Origin of the sequence: Cohnella laeviribosi DSM 21336 (assembly GCF_000378425.1) — a bacterium.
Taxonomy (GTDB): domain Bacteria; phylum Bacillota; class Bacilli; order Paenibacillales; family Paenibacillaceae; genus Cohnella; species Cohnella laeviribosi.
Genome location: NZ_KB899836.1, coordinates 32418 through 56948, shown reverse-complemented (window position 1 = coordinate 56948; position 24531 = coordinate 32418). Strand labels below are relative to the sequence as shown.

26 protein-coding genes and 2 riboswitches are annotated in these 24531 nt (G+C 60.4%); of the genes, 20 read left to right on the top strand and 6 right to left on the bottom strand.

Going from position 1 to position 24531, the window contains the following annotated elements; translation table 11 throughout:
* Nucleotides 1–242: 242 nt before the first annotated feature.
* The 4 genes from F560_RS23510 to F560_RS0116545 all read right to left on the bottom strand — a co-directional run bounded on the left by F560_RS23510 (nucleotide 243) and on the right by F560_RS0116545 (nucleotide 4072).
* On the bottom strand, nucleotides 243–938 hold the full coding sequence (locus F560_RS23510) for a hypothetical protein (RefSeq protein WP_019006877.1): 696 nt from the start codon (nucleotides 936–938) through the stop codon (nucleotides 243–245).
* A gap of 452 nt (nucleotides 939–1390) precedes the next feature.
* Entirely contained in the window at nucleotides 1391–2245 is an 855-nt protein-coding gene (locus F560_RS0116555) for an SDR family oxidoreductase (protein ID WP_019006876.1), read from the bottom strand.
* Nucleotides 2242–3330, bottom strand: coding sequence for a mannonate dehydratase (gene uxuA, locus F560_RS0116550; protein ID WP_019006875.1), 1089 nt, complete (start codon nucleotides 3328–3330; stop codon nucleotides 2242–2244). The genes F560_RS0116555 and uxuA overlap by 4 nt, the downstream gene beginning before the upstream one ends.
* A 49-nt stretch (nucleotides 3331–3379) precedes the next feature.
* Complete coding sequence (locus F560_RS0116545) at nucleotides 3380–4072, bottom strand: GntR family transcriptional regulator (protein WP_019006874.1); 693 nt, start codon at nucleotides 4070–4072, stop codon at nucleotides 3380–3382.
* Nucleotides 4073–4193: 121 nt separating this feature from the next.
* Between F560_RS0116545 and F560_RS0116540 the strand changes: the two genes are divergently transcribed.
* Entirely contained in the window at nucleotides 4194–5798 is a 1605-nt protein-coding gene (locus F560_RS0116540) for a response regulator (RefSeq protein ID WP_019006873.1), read from the top strand.
* 252 nt (nucleotides 5799–6050) lie between these two features.
* Here F560_RS0116540 and F560_RS0116535 read toward each other — a convergent pair whose 3' ends face one another.
* Nucleotides 6051–6554, bottom strand: coding sequence for a hypothetical protein (locus F560_RS0116535; RefSeq protein ID WP_019006872.1), 504 nt, complete (start codon nucleotides 6552–6554; stop codon nucleotides 6051–6053).
* Nucleotides 6555–6741: 187 nt separating this feature from the next.
* On the opposite strand from F560_RS0116535, the gene F560_RS0116530 reads away from it, so the two are divergent.
* The 5 genes from F560_RS0116530 to F560_RS23505 are packed head-to-tail and all read left to right on the top strand — an operon-like array spanning nucleotide 6742 to nucleotide 11243.
* Nucleotides 6742–7458, top strand: coding sequence for a lantibiotic protection ABC transporter ATP-binding protein (locus F560_RS0116530; protein ID WP_019006871.1), 717 nt, complete (start codon nucleotides 6742–6744; stop codon nucleotides 7456–7458).
* A 4-nt stretch (nucleotides 7459–7462) separates the two neighbouring features.
* Nucleotides 7463–8221: a lantibiotic immunity ABC transporter MutE/EpiE family permease subunit gene (locus F560_RS0116525; protein ID WP_019006870.1), complete on the top strand. Its 759-nt coding sequence runs from the start codon at nucleotides 7463–7465 to the stop codon at nucleotides 8219–8221.
* Between the two features lies 1 nt (nucleotide 8222).
* Entirely contained in the window at nucleotides 8223–9011 is a 789-nt protein-coding gene (locus tag F560_RS0116520; RefSeq protein WP_019006869.1) for a lantibiotic immunity ABC transporter MutG family permease subunit, read from the top strand.
* A gap of 19 nt (nucleotides 9012–9030) precedes the next feature.
* The gene (locus F560_RS0116515) at nucleotides 9031–9726 is read left to right on the top strand and encodes a response regulator transcription factor (RefSeq protein WP_019006868.1); all 696 of its coding nucleotides are present in this window, start codon (nucleotides 9031–9033) and stop codon (nucleotides 9724–9726) included.
* Nucleotides 9708–11243 (top strand): sensor histidine kinase, encoded by a 1536-nt coding sequence (locus F560_RS23505; RefSeq protein WP_019006867.1) that lies wholly within the window; start codon nucleotides 9708–9710, stop codon nucleotides 11241–11243. The genes F560_RS0116515 and F560_RS23505 overlap by 19 nt, the downstream gene beginning before the upstream one ends.
* Before the next feature lie 231 nt (nucleotides 11244–11474).
* On the opposite strand, the gene F560_RS25980 is transcribed toward F560_RS23505, so the two are convergent.
* Complete coding sequence (locus tag F560_RS25980) at nucleotides 11475–11621, bottom strand: hypothetical protein (RefSeq protein ID WP_019006866.1); 147 nt, start codon at nucleotides 11619–11621, stop codon at nucleotides 11475–11477.
* Nucleotides 11622–11867: 246 nt separating this feature from the next.
* On the opposite strand from F560_RS25980, the gene ychF reads away from it, so the two are divergent.
* From ychF to F560_RS0116435, 14 genes are all read left to right on the top strand, one after another.
* Nucleotides 11868–12968 carry a redox-regulated ATPase YchF gene (ychF, locus tag F560_RS0116500; RefSeq protein ID WP_019006865.1) on the top strand — a complete coding sequence of 367 codons (1101 nt, stop codon included), beginning with the start codon at nucleotides 11868–11870 and terminating at the stop codon, nucleotides 12966–12968.
* A gap of 199 nt (nucleotides 12969–13167) precedes the next feature.
* The gene (locus F560_RS0116495; protein WP_019006864.1) at nucleotides 13168–13404 is read left to right on the top strand and encodes a hypothetical protein; all 237 of its coding nucleotides are present in this window, start codon (nucleotides 13168–13170) and stop codon (nucleotides 13402–13404) included.
* Nucleotides 13405–13703: 299 nt separating this feature from the next.
* A complete protein-coding gene (gene prfA / locus F560_RS0116490; RefSeq protein WP_019006863.1) occupies nucleotides 13704–14777 on the top strand; it encodes a peptide chain release factor 1 in 1074 nt (357 codons plus the stop codon).
* 47 nt (nucleotides 14778–14824) lie between these two features.
* A complete protein-coding gene (gene prmC / locus F560_RS0116485; protein WP_019006862.1) occupies nucleotides 14825–15706 on the top strand; it encodes a peptide chain release factor N(5)-glutamine methyltransferase in 882 nt (293 codons plus the stop codon).
* Between the two features lie 145 nt (nucleotides 15707–15851).
* A complete protein-coding gene (gene spoIIR, locus F560_RS0116480; protein WP_019006861.1) occupies nucleotides 15852–16520 on the top strand; it encodes a stage II sporulation protein R in 669 nt (222 codons plus the stop codon).
* Between the two features lie 49 nt (nucleotides 16521–16569).
* A complete protein-coding gene (locus tag F560_RS0116475) occupies nucleotides 16570–17652 on the top strand; it encodes an L-threonylcarbamoyladenylate synthase (protein ID WP_019006860.1) in 1083 nt (360 codons plus the stop codon).
* A 129-nt stretch (nucleotides 17653–17781) separates the two neighbouring features.
* On the top strand, nucleotides 17782–18342 hold the full coding sequence (locus F560_RS0116470) for a manganese efflux pump MntP (RefSeq protein ID WP_019006859.1): 561 nt from the start codon (nucleotides 17782–17784) through the stop codon (nucleotides 18340–18342).
* A 57-nt stretch (nucleotides 18343–18399) separates the two neighbouring features.
* On the top strand, nucleotides 18400–18981 hold the full coding sequence (locus F560_RS0116465) for a low molecular weight protein arginine phosphatase (protein ID WP_026298342.1): 582 nt from the start codon (nucleotides 18400–18402) through the stop codon (nucleotides 18979–18981).
* 40 nt (nucleotides 18982–19021) lie between these two features.
* Nucleotides 19022–19102: riboswitch (ZMP/ZTP riboswitch) on the top strand.
* A gap of 87 nt (nucleotides 19103–19189) precedes the next feature.
* Nucleotides 19190–19648 carry a ribose 5-phosphate isomerase B gene (gene rpiB, locus F560_RS0116460; protein ID WP_019006857.1) on the top strand — a complete coding sequence of 153 codons (459 nt, stop codon included), beginning with the start codon at nucleotides 19190–19192 and terminating at the stop codon, nucleotides 19646–19648.
* Nucleotides 19649–19685: 37 nt separating this feature from the next.
* Nucleotides 19686–20288 carry a TIGR01440 family protein gene (locus F560_RS0116455; protein ID WP_019006856.1) on the top strand — a complete coding sequence of 201 codons (603 nt, stop codon included), beginning with the start codon at nucleotides 19686–19688 and terminating at the stop codon, nucleotides 20286–20288.
* Nucleotides 20289–20399: 111 nt separating this feature from the next.
* Nucleotides 20400–21647: a serine hydroxymethyltransferase gene (locus F560_RS0116450; protein WP_019006855.1), complete on the top strand. Its 1248-nt coding sequence runs from the start codon at nucleotides 20400–20402 to the stop codon at nucleotides 21645–21647.
* Between the two features lie 128 nt (nucleotides 21648–21775).
* Nucleotides 21776–21919: riboswitch (cyclic di-AMP (ydaO/yuaA leader) on the top strand.
* 155 nt (nucleotides 21920–22074) lie between these two features.
* Nucleotides 22075–23229 carry a hypothetical protein gene (locus F560_RS0116445; protein ID WP_019006854.1) on the top strand — a complete coding sequence of 385 codons (1155 nt, stop codon included), beginning with the start codon at nucleotides 22075–22077 and terminating at the stop codon, nucleotides 23227–23229.
* 108 nt (nucleotides 23230–23337) lie between these two features.
* Nucleotides 23338–24003: a PspA/IM30 family protein gene (locus tag F560_RS0116440; protein ID WP_019006853.1), complete on the top strand. Its 666-nt coding sequence runs from the start codon at nucleotides 23338–23340 to the stop codon at nucleotides 24001–24003.
* A gap of 118 nt (nucleotides 24004–24121) precedes the next feature.
* Complete coding sequence (locus F560_RS0116435; RefSeq protein WP_019006852.1) at nucleotides 24122–24526, top strand: DUF350 domain-containing protein; 405 nt, start codon at nucleotides 24122–24124, stop codon at nucleotides 24524–24526.
* Nucleotides 24527–24531 lie beyond the last annotated feature (5 nt).

Genomic DNA, 24531 nt, shown 5'->3' with positions numbered 1-24531 from the left:
GGTCGTTCATAAGAGACCGTGAACCTTTTTGGGTCTTCGAATCTCGAAGTCATTTTTAGAATATTCTGTCCTCAACATTCCTTGTCCAGATGGCTGTAAACACAGTTGGCACCTCTCTTACTACTGCCTCATCCTCCGTTTCCATCACCTCATGTTAAGTTTTATCGAAGTGTTGTGCTATAGCGGCAATTAAATCCGGCACATAGCCCGGCGGAAGCCAGCCGCGGCCAACCGAATCCGGATCAAATCGTCCATTGGGCGTGAACGATCGCGCACAAGCGCCATTCGTCCCCGGAGGGGACAAACATCAGAATAAGGCTTTTCCAATCCAAATCGGCGTCTTCTTCCCGCGGGAAGTGGTATTCGACCAGCGAAGCGTTCGGATAGAAGTCGGTTCCATTAAACGGAACGTCGCCGCTTCCGATCCGCTCGTCCGTGGAGACATGGGGAGCGCTGGCGAAATCCTGGTCGTAAACGAATTGCTCGAAGTACTCCTTGAACGTCAGCCTGATCGGTTCCCCCGATCCGTCGTACGTTCCCCATTCGAGCTTGGACGTGTCGTTGAACGACGGCAGCTCGTTCGCATGGAAAATCCGGTCGCTGCTATTCAAATGAGGGTAAGGCGAAAACCGCAGCCCCTCCTTTGGATCGATCCATTCCGCAAGCCGTTCCAAATCCCGGTCGCGCAGCGCGCCGACCACTTCTTCTGCGGCCTCCGTGATTTGGGTTTCGAAGCCGTCGGCGTTTTGCCGCTGCAAGACCGGCTCTCCCGGCGAAGAGGCGGCAGCGGAGCCGGAGACCTGGGCTACGTCGTGCGGGGGTGTGGGCGTTGCTTCGGGATTGGCGGACGAGGCGCCGCTGTTGCCGGCTGAGCCGCATCCGGCCAACTGAAGCGCAAGAAGGGCCGCGGCGAACAGCGGGAACATTCTGCGCATCATTATCCATTCCTCCAGTTTGTCATGATGTTGTACTGGTTAGACGCAAAAACGCTTCAGATGTTCCGTTTTTCTGGAAAATGTAACCAGATATTTTCATGTGTCCGGAAAGCCCGAAGCGCATCCGCAGCGACAGCCGGAAATGCGAAAATGTGGAAATGGCGAGGCCGCCGGGATCGGGATCAGCATGAGCGTTTGACGGGCACAAAACGAAGCGGCGCGGAACAAACATCGGGGGGAATGGAAGGGGTGCGGATGCAGCGGGGTGGGAGTTTGTCGAGACTTTATCCGAATCGGATCGGCGTATGAAACGGCAACCGCCCCGACCTGCAACCGCCCCGACGCGGCGGCGATGGGGCGGCTGAAGCGGCGCTGCGGGCGAGCTGTTGTCCCGCATTCCGGGGATTTGCGCGCCCGCAAAGGGACCACGGCCAAAGAGGCCGCGGCTGCCGGGGTTACACGCCGGAATAGGCCATGAAGCCGCCGTCCACGGGAATGACGGCGCCGGTTACAAAGCCGGACGTCGTCGCGTCCGCCAGCCAGAGCAGGGTGCCGAGCAGGTCTTCCGGCACGCCGAAACGCCGCATGGGCGTATGTGCGATAATCTTGTTGGAGCGCTCGGTCAGGGAGCCGTCCGGATTGGTCAACAAGCTGCGGTTCTGCTCGGTCAGGAAAAAGCCGGGGGCGATCGCGTTGACCCGGATGCCGGAGTCGGCCAGATGAACGGCCAGCCATTGGGTAAAATTGTTGATTGCCGCTTTGGCGGCGCTGTAGGCGGGCACTTTGGTCATCGGACAGGGGGCGCTCATCGAGGAGATGTTGAGCACCGTCGCCCCCGGCCGTCCGATCATCCCTTTGGCGAAAATTTGCGTCGGAATCAGCGTCCCGACAAAATTCAGATCCAGCACCGTGCGCACCCCGGAAAGGCTCAGATCGAAGAAGGTCGTGACCGCCGGATCGTCCAGGTCTTCGACCCGCAGCGTTTCGCGCGTCGTGTTCGCGCTCGGCTGATTGCCTCCCGCTCCGTTGATCAGAATGTCGCAGGGGCCGAACGCTGCGCTGACGACGGCTTCCGCCTTGCGGACGCTGTCCGCATCGGTCACATCGCAGGCGACTGCAATGGCTTCGCCCCCGGCGCTCCGGATCTCCTGGACGACCTTTTCGCCTTTTTCCGCCGTGCGGTTCAAAACGGCGATCCGGACGCCCTGCCGGGCCAGCTCCAACGCCATCGCCCGGCAAAGCACGCCCGCGCCGCCGGTGATGACCGCGGTTTTCCCTGCCAGCGCGGCATGAATCGGCAAATCGCTCATATGCGAACACCCTCCGTCTTTGCATTTGTCGATGCGGCGTACGCATCCCACAATCCCCATAAGTACATAATGCCGAGCGCCCGGTCGTACAAGCCGTATCCGGGCCTGCACTGCTCGCCCCAAATATGCCGTCCGTGATCCGGCCGGCAATAGCCGGTAAAGCCGGTGTCGTGATAAGCCTTCACGATGCCGGTTATATCGACGGTGCCGTCGGAGGCGCGGTGCGACGTCTCGATAAAGTCGCCGTTGTCGAAAACGCGGACGTTGCGGATATGGGCGAACGGAATCCGGTCGTGGAACTCATGAATCATGGCGACGATGTCGTTGTCCGGGTTCGCGCCGAGCGATCCGCTGCACAGCGTGATGCCGTTGGCCGGACTGTCGTTCAGGGAAAGCAGCCTGCGCAGGCTTTCGCGCCCGGTCAAAATCCGGGGCAGCCCGAACACCGGCCACGGCGGATCGTCCGGGTGAATCGCCATCCGGATGCCGTTTCGTTCGGCGACGGGGATGACGGCGTCCAGAAAATAGCCCAGGTTTCGCCACAGATCTTCTTCCGACACCTGGCGGTACGCTTCGAACAAGGAGGTCAGATGGGCGAGGCGCTCCGGCTCCCAGCCCGGCATTGTCAGTCCCTCGTTCTGATTGATCAGGCGCACCAATTCGAACGGGTCGATGTCCCGGATTTTGTCCTGCTCGAAAAACATCGCGGTGGAGCCGTCCGCCAAGGGACGGTACAGATCGGTCCGCACCCAATCGAACACGGGCATAAAATTGTAGCAGATCACCTTTACGCCGACCTTGGCCAGCTTTTCGATCGTGCGGATATAATTTTCAATATACCGGTCCCGGGAGGGAAGGCCCAGCTTGATGTCTTCATGCACGTTTACGCTTTCCACGACTTCCGTGTGCAGGCCGTACCGTTCGGCCGACCGGCAAATCGCCTCGATCCGATCCGTCGGCCACTCTTCGCCGACCGGCACGTCGTGCAGCGCCCATACGATGCCTTCTACCCCCGGGATTTGCCTGATCTGGTCCAGCGAAACCGTATCGTTGTTCTCGCCGAACCATCGGAATACCATGCGCATGACCTATCACCGTCTTTTTTCTGGATATCCAACCGACCCTAAGGTCGTCCTATTTAAAATAATTCGGGAATTTCTTCTGCAGCACGGGCAGATTGGCAATGCTCAGGCTCAGATGCTCCTGCATGATCCGGTCGGCCTTCGCTTCGTCCCGCCGAACGATCGCCTCGTACATGTCCCGATGCTGTTCGTACAAAGGAGTCCACTGCGGGTCGGTCGACAGCCACAAGATCCGGCTCCGGTTCAGGTTGGCGTTCATCTGCTGAATAACGGACCAGGTGCCCAGCTTCCGGCAGCCTTCGAACAGGATGCGGTGGAACGCTTCGTCCAGTTCGAACATCCTCCGGGTGTCATGGCGCTGCACGCATTCCTTCTGCAAAGCCAGATTTCGGTTCAGTTCCGCTAGCAGATCTTCCGGAAAATCCCGGCACGCAAGCCGAACGACGGCCCTTTCAAGCTGCTCCCGCATAAATTGGGCTTCGAGGACCATCTCCGGATCGATCAGCGACACCCGCGTGCCCCGTTGGGGCAGCACCAGCACGAGATCTTCCTGCGCGAGCCTGACGAAGCTTTCCCGGACCGGCGTGCGGCTCACGTTGAACGCGACGGACACTTCCTTCTCGGAAAGCGGCGTGCCCGGAGGCAGTTCGAGGTTGACGATCTGCCGCTTCAGCTCGGCATAGACGGCGTTCCCGGCCGATCCCGCAAGGGGGCGCGCAAATTCTATCGTCTTGATCTCTATCACCTCCCATCATGTTCCATACTACCATACTTGTATGGTAGCATGGAACTTAAAGAAGATAAACATCCAAAGCTTCCCGGTTGGGCGACATTCAACCCGATCGGAAAGGAGGACAAGCGCCGTGATGGACCTGCTTAATGCCATTCTGGTGGATGACGAAGTGTTTACGCGCAAAGGATTGATCAAGCTGATCGATTGGGAGGCCTGCGGTTTTCGGATCGTCGCGGAGGGCGATAACGGAGAAGATGCGCTTGAACTGATCCGGAGCATCCGGCCCGACCTCGTCATTACGGATATCCGGATGCCGATCCTTGACGGACTCGAGCTCATCCGGCAGACCGTCCGCGATCCAGGGGCGTCGCCTGCGTTTATCCTCATCAGCGGATACGACGATTTCAAGTACGCGCAGCAGGCCGTCCGCTACGGCGTGCACGATTTCATTCTGAAGCCGATCGACGAGGGCGAGTTTTCGGACACGCTGCGACGGCTCGGCCGCCGGCTTCGGCAGGAGCGGGAGGCGAAGGAGCGGGAGGAGCGGCTGCAATCCGGGGCGATGATCGAAGCGATCGTAACGGGAGCGGCGGACGAGGCTTTCGTGGCGGAATGGGAAAAACGGCTGCAGCTCGCGCCGGGAGAAAACCTGTATTATTTGCTCGCCGAATTAAACGACGGCCCGGGCTGGCCGTCTTCCAAAGACAACGGGCCGTTCTCCCGGCTGGGGGAGCTTGTCCGCGAGACGCTCCGGCGCCTGACGGGCGAAAGCAGGCCGTTCTACGTGTACGAACACCGCAACCGCATCGGCGTCATCGTTCCGGAGCGGGCTTTGCGTCCTTTCGGCGGGAAAATCCGCCCGTTTGCCGAAGCGCTCGTTCAGTCGTTTCAGGCCGGCGACGGCCGCCTGTTCGTTTATGTCGGAAGGCCCGTTTCCCGGCTGTCCGCGCTGCGGGAAGCATACGAAACCGCAAAGGAGACGCTGCCGTACAAATACGTTTATGACGATAGCGGCATCGTGATTTACGGCGAGCTCGGCGGGCAGCCGGTCCGTTATTTGGGCGCCGACCAGAGCCTCTGCGGCGAGCTGCTCGAACATATGGAGGAGCTGCGGTTCGACCGGCTTCAGGCGACCGTGGACGCCTTGTTCCGCGATTTTCGGGACAAGCGCTGCGCCCCGGAAGCGGTCAAAATGAATATCGACCAGTGCGTGCTCGGGATGATCCGGATTATCCGCGGCATGGACGGGGATGAAAGGGCGCTGTCCTGTCTTGAACCGATGATGAGCTGGCACGACTCGAATTTGTCCCTGGGCGGACTGAAGCGGCTGTTCACGGCGTTCGCTACGGAGTGCGGGCGCTATATCGCCGAGCTCCGCAAGGACCGGCAAAAGGGCGGTATTCAGAAGATCCGGGCTTATATCGAGGAGCATTACCGCGAGAACCTCAGCCTGAAATCCATCGCCGCCAAGTTTTACATCAACCCGGTGTATTTGGGACAGCTTTTCAAGAGAACGTACGGTATATATTTTAACGAATTTTTGCTCCAGCTCCGGGTGAACGAGGCGAAGCGGCTGCTGCGCCAGACCGATTTGCGCGTGTACGAAGTGGCCGAGCGGGTCGGATTCAGCAATCCCGATTATTTCGTCACCCAGTTTGAAAAGCTGGAACGCGTGACGCCCGGCGAATACCGGAGCCGGCTCTTGAAGGAGGGAGCGTCCGACGGGACGAACCGATGAGGCCCCATGATTGCATTGTTTTTTGTGCGTCTTCATTCCGATCTTGTTTGCGGTGCGTAGCGGCTTTAAAGGAATTTCGCGGCGGCGTCGGTTCGGCAATCTGAGGTTAATGGTGAACGAAAAGCGAAGTTTTACATTGGTGGAGATCCGGGATCAGCTTCGCCGGATGCGAAAAAGGGCGGGGCTGATCCCGTGTAAGATCCTAAGCGGCTTGCGGCTGCAGATAGGGGAAAAGAGAACTTTACTTAGCCGTCACTTGCCGCCCGTTTCCATTTGCGCAACGACGGACCTCGCTTCTTCGAAGGTACGGGCCGGGGCGGCGATCATCAGCGTCGCGGCCGACGGAAGCGGTTCGTTCACCTCGATCCCGATCCGCTCGAAATCGCCGGACTTCCAGATGGAACCGAACGATTTCAGAATCGGCTTGCCGTCGTCGACGTAGGAGTAGACCAATGGGCCCCATCCGTTTCGAATTTCTCTATAAAAGCGTACGTCGATCAATTCATACCGCTTGGTAAAATCGTACTTTTCGACTGCGATCGTTCCGCTGAATTCGGCGTTTCGAAACAAAGGGCGGTATAACGTTCCTTTGATCGCAATCGTCGTTTGTTCCGCGGATGACGCGTCGCCGTTGCGAAATTCGACGGCCGGATACTGGAGGTCAATGGATTTCGGGAAGCGGTAAAACGTTAAAAAAGCTGCTAAGGCGAGCAAAACGGCAAGCGAGGAGATCAGAACCTTTTGGATAGTTTTCACGGCATATTCCCCTTGTCATAAGGTCGATAAACCATATTTTACCTTATATTCCGGATTCCCTCTATCCCCGGTGACTCTTCATTTGTCCGAACACAGTCGTTTCCTGTCGTGCTTTATAAATTCTTTAGAATCCTTCTTTAAGATGGCGTTGACAGGTCAACATCCATACGTTTCGGAGGGATTTTCCGTGAGCGGCGCATCCGATTATCTGCTGCAAACCCGATCCTTAAGCAAGAAGTTCAAAAAACAAACGGCTGTCGATCAAGTGTCCTTAAACGTTCGGGCGGGTTCCGTGTACGGCTTGCTCGGCCCGAACGGCGCGGGCAAATCGACGCTGCTGAAAATGATCGCCGGCCTGATCCGCCCCTCCGGCGGCGAAATTCGGTTCGACGGCCGGCCGTGGAGCCGGACGTGCCTCGATCATATCGGGGTGCTGATCGAATCCCCGGCCCTTTACGGCAATTTGACCGCCAGAGAAAATTTGCAGGTTCATACCAGATTGCTGGGCCTGCCCGAAGAACGAATCGACCGCGTGCTGAAAACGGTCGGCCTCGCCTCGACGGGGAAAAAACGCGCATCCCAGTTTTCGCTCGGGATGAAGCAAAGATTGGGGATCGCGATCGCGCTGCTGAAACAGCCCCGTCTCCTGATCCTGGACGAACCGACCAACGGGCTGGACCCGTCGGGCATTCAGGAAATGCGCAATCTCGTCCGTTCGTTCCCCGCGCAAGGCATAACGGTGATTTTATCAAGCCATGCGCTCGGAGAAGTCGAGCAAATCGTGGACGACATCGGGATCATCGACGGCGGAAGGCTGAAATACGAAGGCCGGTTGGGCAAAGACGAAGATCTCGAATCCCTGTTCTTTGCCGTCGTTCGCGACGGCCGCGGAAAGGCGGTGTAAACGGATGCTCAACGCCATTTGGTCCGAACATCTCAAATACAAGCGAAGCTTTGCGCAGAAGATGGTTTTCGCGGGGCCCTGTTTCTTCACCCTTTACGGAATCGTCATCCAATTCTACATTCCGGAAAATGCCGTCATGCCTTGGGATTTGCTGCTGGGCATGATCTTCAACTGGTGGCCGCTGTTGTTCGTCCCGACGGGAACGGCCCTGCTTGCGGCGCTGTCGGAAAACCGGGAGAAAAAAGCGGGCGGATACCGCGTTTTGCGGGCGCACCCGATTGGCGCGCACCGGCTCTGGATCGGAAAAATCGCCGTCATCGCCTATTATACGTTTCTTTCCACCGTCGTTCTGATTTTCGCCGCTTTGATTGCGGGAATCGTTGCGGCCGACGGTCCGGCTCCTTTCTGGAAAATCGTCCGGGCCGGTCTTTTGATTTGGCTGGTCGCGACCGCTCTCATACCCGTCCATCTCTTCGCGGCGGCCCGCTTCGGAGCGCTTGCGACCGTCGCCCTGGGACTTGCCGGACTGTTCGTCGGCGTGCTTGCCGCCCCCGAGCCGTACTGGCTCGCGGTTCCGTGGAGCTGGCCTTTGCGGCTGATGTGCCCCGTCATCGGCGTTCATCCGAACGGCGTGCACTTGCAGCCGGGAGATCCTCTGCTGAGCGCTTCGGTCATTCCCGCCGGTATCGCCGTTTCCCTGCTGTTCTTCGCAGCGACCGCCGCTCTGACCGCCGTTTGGTTTGCCCAAAGAGAGGTGCGCTGACGTGCCGATTCTGCGTCTTTTGGCTTCGGACTGGTTAAAAACGAAACGGACGGCCGTCCGGTGGCTGATTCTCGCGGTGCCCGTCCTCTATGCGTCGTTCCTGCTGTGGTATTTTTCGTCCTTCCGTCCGGGCGAGGAGCTGCAGCTTCGCATCTACAACGTTTTCTTCGAATTGACGGCGGTGCTTCTGCCGTTATGGATTGCCGTCATCAGCGGGTTTCTGAGCCTGCAAGAGGAGCATGCCGGCCAGTTCTGCGGCATTTTGAGCGTTCCCCTGCCTCGGCCGCACATTTATCTGGGCAAACTGTTGCTGTTGCTGCTTGCGGTCGCGTTCGGCACCTTCGCTTCCACGGCCCTGCTCGTCCTCGGCATGCGGTTCGGACTGCAAATACCGAATATCCAGGCCGGTCTGTTTTTTAGCGGCGCCTTGCTGACCTTTGCGGGGGCCCTCTTTCTCATCGGACTTCATCTGATGCTGGGGTTGGCGTTGGGCCTTGGAGCCTCCGTCGGCGCGGGAGGCGCCGGCTTTCTCATGGCGGGCATCATCGGCGCCACGAACGTCGGAGACGCGATCTGGCCGTTCGTGCCGTGGGCGTGGCCGGTCCGGTTGTCCGTTATTCCCGCCGTCCATTTGCCCGGATTTCAGGCGTCCGATACCTCCGCTTTCGAATGGACGGCGGCGCGGCAAGCCGCCGCAGGCCTGCTTCCCGCCCTGGTGTCCTTTGCGGCAGTGGTCGCGATCGGCGTAATATGGTTTCATAAATGGGAAGGACGAAAGCATCAGGAATAGCCGATAGTGAGGTGCGATCGTGAGCCGGATTTTGATCATCGACGATGAACGCGAGCTTGCCCAATTGCTGAAGGACGAATTGGAAGCGGCCGGACATGAAGCGCTCGTCGCAAGCGACGGAGCCGAAGGGGTCTTGCTTGCGCGCAAACAGCCGGATTTGATTCTTCTCGACGTAATGATGCCGAATATGGACGGGTTCGAGGTATGCCGCAGATTGCGGGACGAGGTGCGCTGTCCCATCATGTTCCTGAGCGCGAAGCAAGCGGAAACCGACCGGATTCGGGGGTTGACCCTGGGCGGCGACGATTATGTCGTAAAGCCGATCGGACTCCGGGAACTGCTGGCGAGAATCGAAGCCCACTTGCGGCGGGAACGGCGGAATCGGGACGCCCGGGCGGACGAAACGCGAAGCTGCGTATATTTCGGGGCGCTCGCCCTGGATTTGAAAGCGCGGTCGGTCAGCGTGAACGGCAAGCCGATCGCCCTGACAAGAAGGGAATACGAGATCGTCGAGCTGCTCGCGATGCACGGCGGGCAGGTTTTTTCGCGGGAGCAAATTTATGAGAAGATATGGGGGATTGACGCCGAAGGGGATTCGTCGACCATTGTCGAGCACGTGAAAAACATCCGCGCCAAATTGGCGGCTGCGGATCCGTCGGCCGAATACATCGCGACGGTCTGGGGGATTGGATACAAATGGAACAAACGGCCGTAAGCCAAACCGGAAGGCTTTATGATCGGTACATGAAAAACCGGCCGCTCAAAAGCCAGTTCCAAATCATGATCGTCCTGATCATCGTCTCCAGCCTGTTGGCGACCCTTGTTACGTATGGAGTTTGTATTCTTCTATTCGTCCATCTTGAAAATAAAAGCGTTTATCCGGCCAACCATTATGAGCGGCAGTTGCCCAACGTCGAAGCGGCGATTCGTCGGGAGCAGGCTTCCCTGCTTCGGCCGGCGAACAAAGAAAAACTCGAACGCGTTATCCCGCTGGAGGGAATGGACTATCAAGTGCTGGACGCGCGAGGCCGATATTTGTACGGAACGATGAACGATCCCGTCTTCAGCGACAGCCACCGGCTGTTCGAGAATTTGAACAAAACGGTTGGACATCGGGGGCGATATGTCAAGACGGTGCCGATATTCGATGCAAATGGCGATCTTTCGGGCTTCGTGCAGTTAGCTTATCAGATTCGGGTGGCGCCGGCAGACCGCACGGGACGCTTCTGGATCGCTCTTCTGGCTTTAGGGATATTCGGCGCGCCGTTTCTCTATGTCGTTTTGTTTATATGGCTATATTCCAAAATGTTCGCCAACCGCATGAACATCCCGCTGCGATTGTTGATGGAAGCCGCGAAGAAGATTCAGGCGAAGGATCTCGATTTTGATTTGGACTACCGTTCGGAGAACGAGCTCGGCAAGCTGATCCGCGCGTTTCAAGACATGAAGGACGAATTGCGGCGTTCGCTTTCCAACCAATGGAGGCTTGAACAGGAGCGGACCGAGCTGGTGGAGACGTTGGCGCATGATTTAAAAACGCCGCTGTCCGTCATTCAAGGCTACTCCGAAGCGCTTCTCGGCTCCGCCGGGGCCGACCCGAAGAAGCAAACGCGGTATCTGGCCGTCATCAAGGAAAACGCCGAGAAAGGCGCCGCGCTTGTCAAGCGATTGCAGTACATCACCGATCTCGAAACGTCAAACGACGAGCCGCGCCCCGTGCCGACGCCCGTCGCGGCCTTCGTCCGGCAGGTCGTTCAACCGTATGAACTGCAAATGAAGCGGAAAAACATTCGGTTGACAATAGATTACCAAGGGCCGAGCGATTGGGTCGCGGATATCGATGCGGAGAAGCTGGAGCGGATATGGGACAATCTGATTTCGAACAGCTTGCGGTACACGCCCGAAGGCGGTCGAATCCGCATAACCGTGCGCGTGAGGCCCGACAGGCTCGAATGCGAAATCGCCAACTCCGGTCCGCCTTTCAGCAAGAAAGATCTGGAATACGCGTTCACGAAATTTTACCGGGGCGGCGAATCCCGGAAACGCCAGGACGGGCATGCCGGTCTCGGGCTCTACATTGTGAAGCGGCTGGTGGAAAAACTCGGCGGCAAGGTTCAAGCGTTCAATACGCCGGACGGCGAAGCGTGCATCGCTTTTGACTGCGAAATTCCCCATGGGGCTGTCCGGGAAGAAAATCCGAATCGGAACACGCCGGAATCCCCGGACTTGTGATCCGTGCCGTATTTCACGAAGGCTCCTTCAAATCCATTGGTTCAGGTTTGTTGAATAGACAAAGAAACCTCTCCTTTCGGAAATGGCTGCTTGTCACTTCCATTTTGCCAAGGAGCGGTTTCTTTTTGTTTGCTTAAAGGTGCGGGGCCTTCCTTCGGTCATCCATCACTTTGGGACAGCCCCCAGACGGTTCGGTACGGCCGGTCCGAAGCGACGGTCCAACGGCGCCGGCTAGCGGTCCGTCTCCTTGTCCGATCCGGGAGCGGGGGCGACCGATTTCGTGCGCTCGATCGTATCGTTGACGAAAGCCATATCCTGATTTTTCGCTTTCATATGGGTCGTGCCCTTGTAATTGCCTTTGTGACGGTTGTTTTCCATGCGGACCTCTCCTTTGCCGGTTGTTGCCGCTGCGGGCGCAAACCCTTGATTCGCCTGCCTGCCCGACGCGCCGCGGCGCTGATGTCATTGTGCGCAGGCGGGGCGGTTGTTATCCGCGGTGGCGGCCCGGGCGAGTAGACGGGATTGCCGCGATTCCGGTATAATGACCAAAGAATTGAACAGGATGGCGATCGCGCGGAGGAAAGCCTACCGGCGGCGGTCGCCTCGAGTCAGGAGTGTTCACGCATGCCGCTGTCTTGTGGAATCGTCGGTCTGCCCAACGTGGGCAAGTCGACGTTATTTAACGCGATTACCCAGGCGGGTGCCGAATCGGCGAACTACCCGTTTTGCACGATCGACCCGAACGTGGGCGTCGTGGAGGTGCCGGACGAGCGCCTGCAGAAGCTTGCCGAAATCGTCCATCCGAACCGGATCGTCCCGACCGCTTTCGAATTCGTCGACATTGCGGGTCTGGTCAAGGGCGCCAGCCGGGGCGAAGGCCTCGGCAACAAGTTCCTCGCCAACATTCGCGAAGTCGACGCGATCGTGCATGTGGTCCGCTGCTTCGCGGACGAGAACATTACGCACGTCGCCGGTAAGATCGACCCGATCGGGGACATTGAGGTCATCAATCTCGAGCTGATTTTGGCGGATTTGGATACCGTCGAACGGCGCATGGAGCGCACGCGCAAAAACATGAAGAGCGGCGACAAGAAGTACGCGCAGGAGCTGGAAGTGCTGGAGCGGGTGCACGCGGCGCTCACCGCCGAAAAACCCGCGCGGAGCGTCGAGCTGTCCGACGAGGAGAAGCTGCTCATCCGCGATTTGCACCTGTTGACGATCAAGCCGGTGCTGTATGCGGCCAACGTCAGCGAAAGCGAAGCGGGCAACCCCGAGAGCAACCCGTACCTTAAGCGCGTACGCGAATTCGCGGCGGCCGAAGGCTCGGAAGTGGTGCCGATCAGCGCCAAGGTGGAAGCCGAAATCGCCGAGCTCGAGGGCGAAGACCGCGAGCTGTTTCTGCAGGAGCTGGGCCTTTCCGAATCCGGGCTGGACCGCCTGATCCGCGCCGCCTACAAGCTGCTCGGGCTGTATACGTACTTTACGGCGGGCGTGCAGGAAGTCCGCGCTTGGACGATCCGCAAAGGCACGAAGGCGCCGCAAGCGGCGGGCGTCATTCACAGCGACTTCGAGCGGGGCTTCATTCGTGCCGAGGTGGTCTCTTACGAAGATCTGATCGCGGCAGGCTCGATGGCCGCGGCGCGCGAGAAAGGGCTGCTTCGCCTGGAAGGCAAGGATTACGTCGTCGCCGACGGAGACGTCATGCATTTCCGTTTTAACGTATAACCGAATACGCTGCGGCCCTCCGCTTTTCCGGCGGAGGGCCTTTTGCGTTTAGGCCGCGAAGAGGGGCGATACGTTGGATCGTCTCGGGGGCAATCGTGCCGAAGAAGCCGCGCGGATGTACCCCAAATTTCCTGAATTCGGCATCGGAGAAACTTATGGGCGTGAAAGCGATACAAAACCATAAGGAGGGAAGGGGAAAATGGACATGTCGTTCAAGTTCGGTTTGCGAGCCGGTATGGCCGCGTTGCTGGCGGCTGCGTTTGGCGCTTCGCCGCTGCTGCGGCACCGCCGCCCGTGTCTATCCTGGATTTTTTCCAATATCCTCGTTCGATTTCGATGCATTCCGTACCTATCCTGGATTTTGTCCAATCTGCAGCACCGAATGAAGGGCCTTTTCCGCTCAAGCCCGCAATTTCATTGGAAAAATCCAATTTAGCAAGGCTTGTAGAAGGGGGATGCCTCGTTTCGTTGGATCATTTCCAATATACCCTTCACGCTGCTGGAGCCCCCTTTAAACAGACGCGAGCGATCCCCGCAGGGTGTATCGATGACGCAAACAACTCTCTTCGAAAAAACGCTCAACGCTCCGCTGAAAGCGGAAAAGCGAGCTTTTCCGGCCGGCCGAAGCCCCCAAAAAGCTGCAAGGATATGATATACTGAAAGGTACGGTGTTTAAAGCAAAGCATGCGCTTTCCCGTACTGCGGCTTCATCACAACGTTAGGAGGATGAACACGGTGTTGGACCGTCTTCAAGCTTTGGCGGACCGATATGAGAAGCTGAACGAATTGCTGTGCGATCCCGATGTCGTAAGCGACCCTTCGAGGCTTCGTTCCTACGCCAAGGAACAATCGGATCTGGAAGAAGCCTATCGGGCTTATGTGGAATATAAAAAAGTCGTCGAACAGCTTCGCGAGGCGAAAGCCATGCTGGAGGAGAAGCTGGACGACGAAATGCGGGAGATGGTCAAGCTTGAGATCGACGAGCTGACCGCCCGGCAGAAAGAGCTGGAGGAGCGGATTCGCATTTTGATGCTGCCCAAGGATCCGAACGACGGCAAAAACGTCATCGTCGAAATCCGCGGCGCGGCCGGAGGCGAGGAAGCGAACCTGTTCGCGGCCGATCTGTACCGCATGTACGTGAAGTACGCGGACAGCCAAGGCTGGCGCACCGAGCTGCTCGAAGCGACCGTCAGCGATCTCGGCGGCTTCAAGGAAGTGATCTTCAGCGTGGAGGGCAAGGACGTCTACCGCAAGCTGAAATACGAGAGCGGAGCCCATCGCGTGCAGCGCGTGCCGGAGACCGAATCCGGCGGCCGCATCCACACGTCGACCTCCACCGTCGTCGTCATGCCGGAGGCCGAGGAAGTGGAAGTCGAAATTTTGGATAAAGACATTCGCGTCGATACGTTCTGCTCCAGCGGAGCGGGCGGGCAGTCGGTCAACACGACCAAATCCGCCGTGCGCGTGACGCATATCCCGACGGGCATCGTGGCGACGTGCCAGGACGGCAAATCGCAGAACGACAACAAGGCAAAGGCGCTCCAGGTGCTGCGCGCTCGGATCGTGGACATGAAGCGTCAGGAAGAAGAAGCGAAAATCTCCGGCGAGCGGAGGGAGAAGATCGGCACGGGCGACCGCAGCGAGCGGATTCGCACGTACAACTTCCCGCAAAGCCGGGTGACCGACCATCGGATCGGGCTGACTCTGCATCGCCTCGACGCGGTGCTGAACGGCGATATGGAAGAAATCATTCAAGCGTTGACGCTGGCGGAGCAGACCGAACTGCTGCAGAAGGAAAACCGGTCGTAATCGGGCGGTCCCGCGGTTGAGCGAACTTCAACGCAAGGAGGCGGCGCATGGATCAGATAAAGCCCGCAACGATCGGAGACGCGTGGCGCCGGGGCGCGGAGCTTTTGCGCAAGGCGGGCGTTGGCGAGGCGGAGGCGAATGCGGAGCTTTTGCTCCTGCATGCGCTGGGCCTAAGCAAGGCCGAACTGCTGCGCGACTTGCGCGAGCCGTTCCCGGCGGAGCGACTCGAACGGTGGGAGCGCCTGCTGGCGCGCAAGGCGGCGGGCGAGCCGGTGCAGTATATCGTCGGCGGCCAGCATTTTTTCGGGCGTTGGTTCGAGGTGACGCCCGCCGTGCTCATCCCGCGGCCCGAGACGGAGCTGCTCGCGGAAGCGGTGCTGGACGAGGCCTCCCGCTGGGAGGACGCCTCGTCGCTTGCCGTGCTGGACGTCGGCACGGGCAGCGGGGCGCTGGCCGTCACGCTGGCGGCGGAGCGGCCGGGGTGGCGCGTCACGGCGTCCGATCTGTCGCCGGACGCCCTTGCGGTGGCGCGCGGCAACGCCGAGCGCCACGGAGTCGCAGGTCGCATGGCGTTCGTGCTCGGCGACCTGCTGGAGCCGTTTGTCGCGGCGGGCGCGGCGGCGGACGTGCTGGTATCCAACCCGCCGTACATCCCGTCCGCCGACATCGCGGGCTTGCAGCGCGAGGTGCGGGACTTTGAGCCGCGCCTCGCGCTGGACGGCGGCGCCGACGGGCTGGCGCCCTACCGCCGCATGGCGGAGCAACTGCGCCTGCTGCCCGCGCTGCCGCGGCTTGTCGCCTGGGAAGTGGGGGCCGGGCAGGCGTCCGACGTCGCCGGCTTGCTCCGGCAGGCGGCGGCGTGGCGCGAGATCCGCTTCGTGCGGGACTACGCCGGCATCGACCGCCACGTGCTCGCCGTTCGCGGGTAACCCGTTAAGCCCCGCAAGATTTTCGCGGAACTTTCGATTTTCTCCGGTTTGCTAGGTTTATAGATTCTCCATACGGGCATACTGTGGCTAAGACGTTCCGGAACGCATCGAGAGCGCCGACGGGCGCGTCAAGGAGCGAAACACGATGCGTGGTCTTAGCCCTCTTTTATTTCTTTTTCTGTCCTTATCCGTTGGAGTTTCCGTTTGGTCCGGCCATACGGCATCCGCAAGCCGGAGCCCGAATGCCGGACAAGTCATTCCGGACGAAGCGATTCGCATCCGCATTATCGCCAATTCCGATTCGGACGCGGACCAGGCCGTCAAGCGCAAGGTGCGCGACCGCGTCGCCGCGCTGATCGAGTCGTGGGGCGCGATGCCGGAAACGATAGAGGAATCGAGAGCGCTCCTGCGCTCGCATATGCGGGAGATTCAGGCTGCGGCCGAACGCGTGCTGGAGGAAGAAGGAGCCGGTTACGGCGCCGTCGCCGAGCTTGCGAAGGTCCCCTTTCCGGCCAAAACGTTCGCGGGCGTGCCGTACCCGGCGGGCCGGTACGAAGCGCTGCGGATTACGCTCGGCCAAGGCGGGGGCGCGAATTGGTGGTGCGTGTTGTTCCCGCCGCTGTGCCTGACCGCGGCGACGGCGGACGATCCGGCCGATGCGAAAGCGGCGTCGGCCCCGGCCGCAGGCGCTGCCGGCGGCACGGACGGCAAGACGGCCAAGGCGGCGGGCGGACAGGACGAGCCGAAGGCCGGGTTTTTCCTTCTGGTTTTGCTGGAGAAGCTGCTTGCCTTTATTGCGTCGCTGTTCTCTTAACCTGTGCTATAATGGCGGTATTAAGCTGCAAGGATGGTCGAAACCGCTTATGACAAAGCAAACGATATATTGGCCGCCGGAGCGTCAGGACTCCGGCGTACGCGAAGCCGCCGCGGCGATTGCCGCAGGCGGCGTCGTCGCTTTCCCCACCGAGACGGTGTACGGTCTGGGAGGGGACGCGCGCAGCGGGGAGGCCGTGGCGCGGATTTTTGCCGCGAAGGGGCGCCCGTCCGACAATCCGCTGATCGTGCACTTGGCCGATGCGGCGGAAGCGGACGCGCTCGCTTCTTCGATCGGCCCGCTTGAGCGGCGGCTGATGGCCGCCTTCTGGCCGGGCCCGCTTACGCTCGTGCTTCCGGTGCGCCCGGGCGCGGTGTCGGAGCGCGTGACCGCCGGGCTCGACACCGTGGCGGTCCGCGTGCCCGCGCATGCGCTCGCGCAGCGGTTGATCGCCGCCGCGGGCTGCCCGATCGCCGCACCGAGCGCCAACCGTTCGGGCCGTCCGAGCCCGACGCTCGCCCGCCATGTTCTCGAGGACTTGGACGGGCGCATCGACGGCGTGCTGGACGGCGGTCCGACCGGCGTCGGGCTGGAGTCGACCGTCGTCCGCGTCGTGGACGGCGTTATCCATGTGCTGCGGCCGGGCGGCGTCACGGCGGAGCAGCTGCAGGAGGCCGCGGGAGCGGACGTTCCGGTCGTCTCGGGCGGCGGCCCGACCGGGGAGCGGCATTCCTCCCCGGAAGCGGAAGACGCGGAGGCGCCGCGCTCCCCCGGCGTCAAATACACCCATTACGCGCCGAAGGGCGTCATGACGCTGGTGGCCGCGGACGATCCCGGCCGGCTGCGCGCGGCCGTGCAGGCGCAGGCCGATGCCGCGCGCCAATCCGGCGGCCGCGTCGGCATCCTCGCCTGCGACGAGCATGCCGGAGCTTACCGCGCGGACGCCGTGCTGGCGCTCGGTCCCCGCGACGAGCCCCGGCAGGCGGCGCAGGCGCTGTACGCCGCGCTGCGGGAATGCGACGAGCGCGGCCTCGATTACATCGTCGCCGAAAGCTTCCCCGAGCGGGGCATCGGCGCCGCGCTCATGAACCGGATGGCGAAGGCCGCGGGAGGCCGCATCGTTCGGGCTTGATTCGCGTCGCGGCATACCGCGATCCCGTTCGGAAAAGATACGCAGGCCGCCCCCGGACATGTTCGCCGCCTTGTCCGCATATGCTGAACTATCGGCAATCGCGGATAAGGTCGGCAAGGGGGACATGGGATGGAGATGGAAGCCGTATCCGTCGGACAGGTTTTGACGGTGCTTATTATGGCGGTCGCCTTGGGAATGGACGCCTTCTCCCTTGGAGTCGGCATCGGCCTCAAAGGGGTGCGCCTGCTCGATGTGGCGAAGATCAGCACCGCGATCGCCTTTTTCCATGTTGTCATGCCGCTCGGAGGCATGTGGGCGGGACGCTACGTCAGCGAGCTGCTGGGCGGCGTGGCGACGTCGGCGGCGGGCGCGCTGCTGCTTCTGCTCGGCGGGCATATGGTATACAGCTCGCTGCGGGGCGAAACGGCGGAATCGATTAATCACCGCACCTTATGGGGAGTGCTGCTGTTTGCGTTCAGCGTCAGCATCGATTCGTTTTCGGTCGGCGTGTCGCTCGGGATGTTCGCGGCCCACCGGCTGTTCACTGTCCTGACTTTCGGCTTTTTCGGGGGGGTCATGAGCGTGTTCGGGCTTCTGGTCGGGCGGCGGTTCAGCCGCTCTCTCGGCGGCTACGGCGAGGCGTTCGGCGGCGTCATTCTGTTTGCGTTCGGCGTCATTTTTCTGCTATAAACAAATATAAACGCTGGCCGTTCGCCGGATCACCGCGAATGCGCAGGAGGGATGGACATGAGACGAATACTGCTAGTGTGCACGGGCAATACCTGCCGCAGTCCGATGGCCGAGGCGATGCTGAAGGAGCTGGCCGGGCAGCGCGGCATCCCGCTGGAAGTCCGTTCCGCGGGCCTGTCCGCCATCGACGGAACGCCGATTTCGCCCAACGCCGCGCAGACGTTGACCAACCGGAACCTGCCTTTGCCGGGCGGTTCGACTGCGCTCACTGACGAGGCCGTGGAGTGGGCCGACCTGATTTTGACGATGACCGTCGGGCACAAGCGGACGATCATCGGACGTTACCCGCACGTATCGGACAAAGTCTACACGCTGAAGGAGTTCGCCGCGGGCGGGGAACCGGGGGCGGCGGAAGACCTGGCGGAGGCGCAGCGGATTTATGCCGACTGGCAGGTCAAATTGGCGCTTGGCGAAACGCTGCCGGAAGCGGACCGGGAGCGCCTGGCCGAGCTGGAGCGAAAGCTGCCCGACCTGGACATCGCCGATCCGTTCGGCGGACCTCTGGAAGTGTACGAGCGCAGCGCGGACGAAATTTGGGACGCCCTTGGCAAGACGATCCGCAGACTCGAAACGGATTGATTTTTGGCGGCGTCTCCAGTATGATAAATATACAACATGCAAGTTCCGATGTGACTGGCGACGTAGTGGGATTAACCACGGTGGAGCATCGGAATAACGGCCGGTCGCCTGGGCAAAGAGCAGACGTGTGAGAAGCGCGTCTTGCTCTTTTTCGTCTTTTTTAGAGGTTTTAGGTATAATACATTTGGACGAAGAGGAGGATGCAGACATGAAAATCGCCATTGGAGCCGATCATGCCGGATACCGGCTGAAGGACGTCATCGTACCGTTTTTGAAAGCGCAAGGCCATGAAGTCATCGATGTCGGATGCAACTGTGCGGATTCCGTCGACTATCCGGACTATTCCGTCCCGGTATGCGACAAGGTCGTCAGCGGGGAAGTCGACCGCGGCATCCTGATCTGCGGCACCGGCATCGGCATGTCGATCGCCGCCAACAAGATTCCGGGCATCCGCTGCGCGCTTGTGCACGACCTGTTCTCGGCCAAAGCGACCCGGGAGCACAACGACACGAACGTGCTGGCGATGGGCGAACGCATCATCGGGCCCGGGCTGGCGGAGGAGATCGTGCGCGTATGGCTGGAGACGCCTTTTTCGCAGGGTGAACGCCATCAAGGCCGCCTGAACAAGGTCAAGGCGATCGAAGCGCAATATTCCCTTCATCGTTGACGGACGCTTGCGGCATCAAGGCAGGGAGGGACAAGACATGACGGAAGCAGGGCGCAACCCGGCGGATATCCGATCTTTGGCGGACCAAGTGGAGCGGGCGCTGAACGAGCTGGTCGCGGCCGGCAAGCTTCGCCCCGGGCAAAAACTGGTGGCGGGCGTCAGCACAAGCGAGGTGCGCGGACAGCGCATCGGCACCGCGGGCGCCATGGAAGTGGCCGAGCAGATTTACGAAGGGGTTCTTCGGGTCTGCGGCCGGGCGGGTCTTCATCCGCTCTGGCAGTGCTGCGAGCATCTGAACCGGGCTCTGGTGGCCGAGCGCGCGCTGGCCGAATCGCAGGGGTGGACGATCGTTTCGGCGGTGCCCGTCCCGAAAGCGGGCGGCTCGATGGCGGCCTACGCTTACCGCCGGATGTCCGATCCCTGCCTGGTCGAAGCCGCGCAAGCGGACGCGGGCATCGACATCGGCGAAACGCTGATCGGCATGCATCTGCGGCCGGTGGCGGTGCCGGTCCGCCCGTCCGTTCCCTGGATCGGGGAGGCGAGAGTGACGATGGCGTATACCCGGCCGAAGCTGATCGGAGGGGAACGCGCGGTGTACAAATTGCCGCCCGACGATCCTGATTCCCGCACTTGCGATTGATTTGCCTTTTTTCCATAGATAAACCCCGATAAATCCCGTGAATCCGGCTCCTTTGCATTTCGGACGCGAAACTGCATGGAAACGGCCTACATGAATAAGGAGGATGCTTCTATGTCCCAATTGCGCAATCAAGACCCGGAAATCGTCAAAGCGTTGAATCTGGAGCTTAACCGCCAGCGGAACAACCTGGAACTGATCGCTTCCGAAAACATCGTCAGCGAAGCCGTGCTGGAAGCGATGGGTACGGTGCTGACCAACAAGTACGCGGAAGGCTATCCGGGCAAACGCTATTACGGCGGCTGCGAATACGTGGACATTCCGGAAGAAATCGCGCGCAACCGCGCGAAAGAGCTGTTCGGCGCCGAGCATGCCAACGTTCAGCCGCATTCCGGCGCTCAAGCCAACATGGCGGTGTATCTGGCGGCGTTGAAGCCGGGAGACACCGTGCTCGGGATGGACCTCGCGCACGGCGGCCACCTGACGCACGGAAGCCCGGTGAACGCTTCCGGCCTGCTGTATAACTTCGTCGCTTACGGCGTCAACGAGAAGACGTTCACGATCGACTACGACGAAGTGCGCAAAGCGGCGTTCAAGCATCGTCCGCGCCTGATCGTCGCCGGCGCCAGCGCTTATCCGCGCATCATCGACTTCGAAGCGCTCGGCCAAATCGCCCGGGACGTGGGCGCGCTGTTCATGGTCGACATGGCGCATATCGCCGGCCTTGTCGCGGGCGGACAGCATCCGAGCCCGGTGCCGCACGCCCACTTCGTCACCACGACGACGCACAAGACGCTGCGCGGTCCGCGCGGCGGCTTGATCCTGACCACCAAGGCCTGGGCGGCCGCGATCGACAAAGCGGTGTTCCCGGGCTCGCAGGGCGGCCCGCTCATGCACATCATCGCGGCCAAAGCGGTGGCGCTCGGCGAAGCGCTGCAGCCTTCGTTCAAAGAGTATGCGGCCAATGTCGTGGCCAACGCCAAGGCGCTTGCCGACGAGCTGCTGTCTCAAGGGCTGAATCTCGTGTCCGGCGGCACCGACAACCACCTGATGCTGGTGGATACGCGCAACCTGAACATTACCGGCAAGGAAGCCGAGCACGTGCTGGATTCCGTCGGCATTACGGTTAACAAAAACGCGATTCCGTTCGATCCGACCAGCCCGTTCGTGACGAGCGGCATCCGCATCGGCACTCCGGCCGTCACCTCCCGCGGCATGGATGCGGAAGCGATGAAATCGATCGGCCAGGTCATCGCGCTTACGCTGAAGAACAAGGACAACGCGGCCGTGCTGGACAAAGCGCGGGCCATGGTGCGCGAGCTGACGGAGCAATATCCGCTTTATCCGAAACTCGAATACTAAGCGAAAATCCGCTCGCGCCGGGCGGACGGAGGCGGCCCCTGGGGCCGCCTTTGCCGCTGCGTGTCGAATCCTGATTTTTCAGCTTTTTCCAGAAAAAATTTTTGACCGTTTTCCGTTATGCCGTGTATACTAATTGTACGCTTAATTCCCGAGCCGCGCGCCGGGAAGCGGGGGAACCAATCAAGTGGGGCGAATTGGCGCCGGAGAGCGCCATAGGGTACCATCTTGCCCGAGTCCGTCAGCTAACCTCGTTTGCAGTGGATGGGTCAATGCTACTAGTATACATCGCATCCTATTGACCCTTCTTGAGGGTCTTTTCTGTTTTTTTCGGCCCCTCGCAGGCTAAGCGTACCTCTGCCTTGCCGCAAGGGGTTTTTGCGCTTCCCCTTGCCCGCGGCGCATCATATTGGGAGAAGGAGGAATGGGTATGACGTCGTCGGGTTTTCTGTCCAATGCCGAGCGTGCCGCGGCCATTCCCGAGCCGGAAATGCAAATGCTCACGCAAGCGTTCGGCAAATCGGCCGTTCGTATGAACGAGTATTATCTCAAGCTGATTGATTGGAACGATCCGTCCGACCCGCTCCGGGAACTGGTCGTGCCCGCCACGGGGCTGCCGAAGGACGGGGGCTGGGATTGCTCGAACGACGAATTCGAGTATGCCGCTCCGGCCTGCCAGCACGTGTACGCGAACACGGCGCTGCTGCACATGCCGGACGCCGTGCGCAGCCGGGCGCTGCGCGGCGACCCGGACGAAGCGCTCTCCGCCGTAATGGCCGGCATCGATTACATCGCCGGGCATGAAGAGATCGACCAGGTTCTTCTGGTCGGCGGCGACAGCCTGGCGGTCGGAGCGGCGGCGCTGCGCAAGGTGATCGGGCGGCTGCGTCTTCTCGATCACGTGCGCATCATTCGCCTTCATTCGAAAATGCCGGTGTTCAACCCGAAACGGATATACAAGAACACGGAGCTGTTGAAGCTGATCGGCGAATATTCCAAGCCGGACAGGCGCATATACGTGATGGCGCATGTTCACCATCCGCGCGAGATGACGTCCGAGGCGATCCGGGCCTTTGAAGCGCTTCACGAGGCGGGGGCGGTCATCATGAGCCGGACGCCGCTTCTCAAAGGCGTAAACGACGATTCCGCCGTTCTCGGCGCGCTGCTCGACCAACTGTCCTGGGCGGGCGTCGCCTCGCACGAATTTTTCATCAACCGCCCCACCCATTCGAACGAGCGGTATTCCATGCCGCTGGAGCGGGCCTATCATCTGGTGGAAGGCGCCAAAGCCAGAACGTCCGGTCCGGGCAAAAACGCGCGCCTTACGATGAGCCACGTTTCCGGAAAGATCGAAATTCTCGCCGTCGAAAACCGCAAAGCCTATTTGAAGTACCAGCAGTCCCGTCACCACCAGCACGGCATGTTTATGCTGCTGGAATGTCCCCCGTCCGCGGTCTGGTTCGACGATCTTCCCGGCAGCAGCCGCCACTGGCAAGATGGCCCCGGGGCCAAATCGCCGAAGCCGTTCGACGACAGCCCGGGCGACGCGGTCAAGCGGCAAGCCGGTTACGAAATCGTGGACTGACCGCGCACAATCCTCTCCCCGTCTTTCGGCAGCGATGAAACCCCAAACGCATTTGCGCGTATTATCGGGTATAAGGAAAGGGCAAACCCCAAAGGAGGAAACGTGTTCATGTCCATCTTCAAACGGCTGCGCGACCTTACGTTGTCCAATGTTTACGCTTTGATCGAGAAAGCGGAAGACCCGGTGAAAATGACGGACCAGTATTTGCGCGACATGCAGGACGATCTGGAGGACGCCGAAAAGGCGGTCGCCGCCCAAATCGCCTTGGAGAAGAAATTCAAACAGCTGTACGAGGAGCAGGAAGCGCTCGTGCAGAAGCGCGACGAGCAGGCCAATATCGCCGCTCAGGCGAAAAATATCGAGCTTGCCCGGCGCGCGCTGGAGGAAAAGAAAGCGGCCGCCCAGAAAGCCGCGGAGTACAAGGCGAGCTACGAGCAGAACAAAGCCGCGGCGGACCGGTTGCGCGAGAAGCTGGAGGAGATGCGCAAGCAGTTTACCGAATTGAAAAACCGGCGCGAAACGCTGGTTGCCCGCGCGAACGCAGCCAAAGCCCAGGCCGAGATCAACAAGGCGATGGCCGGCTTCGGTTCCGATACGGCTTTGTCCGGCCTGAAGCGGATGGAAGAGAAGGTTCTGCAAATGGAAGCCCATGCCGAAGCGACCGAAGAGCTCGGAGGCGCGAAGGGCAAGTCGCTGGACGAAGAGATTGCGGCGCTCGGCAAAGACAAAGAGATCGAAGACGAGCTGGCGGCGCTGCTGAAAAAGTACGAATGACGGCAAAAGCCCCCCTCGCGGGGGTCCTTCTTTTTTGCCGGCGTTTCGCCTGAACGGATAGGCGGACGGCCGGGAAGACATAGGCACGGATTGGAAACCGGAAGGGGAGACGAATGCGTTGACGTTCAACCAGATCGCGGGGACGCTCATCTGGACGGCGACCGGCGGCGTGCTGCTGTTCGCGCTTATGTGGATCGACGCCCAGCTTACGAAGTATAAAGATATGGAAGAGATCAAGAAGGGGAACAACGCCGTCATTGTCCGCTTTGTCATGAAGCTGGGGGCGCAGGGCTATATTTTGTCCCGGTCGATTTTTACCTCCAATCATCTGTTGGAGGCCCTCTTCGTGTCTCTTGTTTCGTTTGCGATTTTGCTCGTTCTGGAACGGCTGGTCGAATGGGTGCTGGCGGCAATCGGCGATCTGCGCCTGGCCGAGGGCGTCAAGAACGGCGTTGTCGGCCACGGGCTGATCGCCGGAACGCTGCATCTGGTCGGCGCGCTGATTATCGGCGCCTGCCTGTAAAGCCG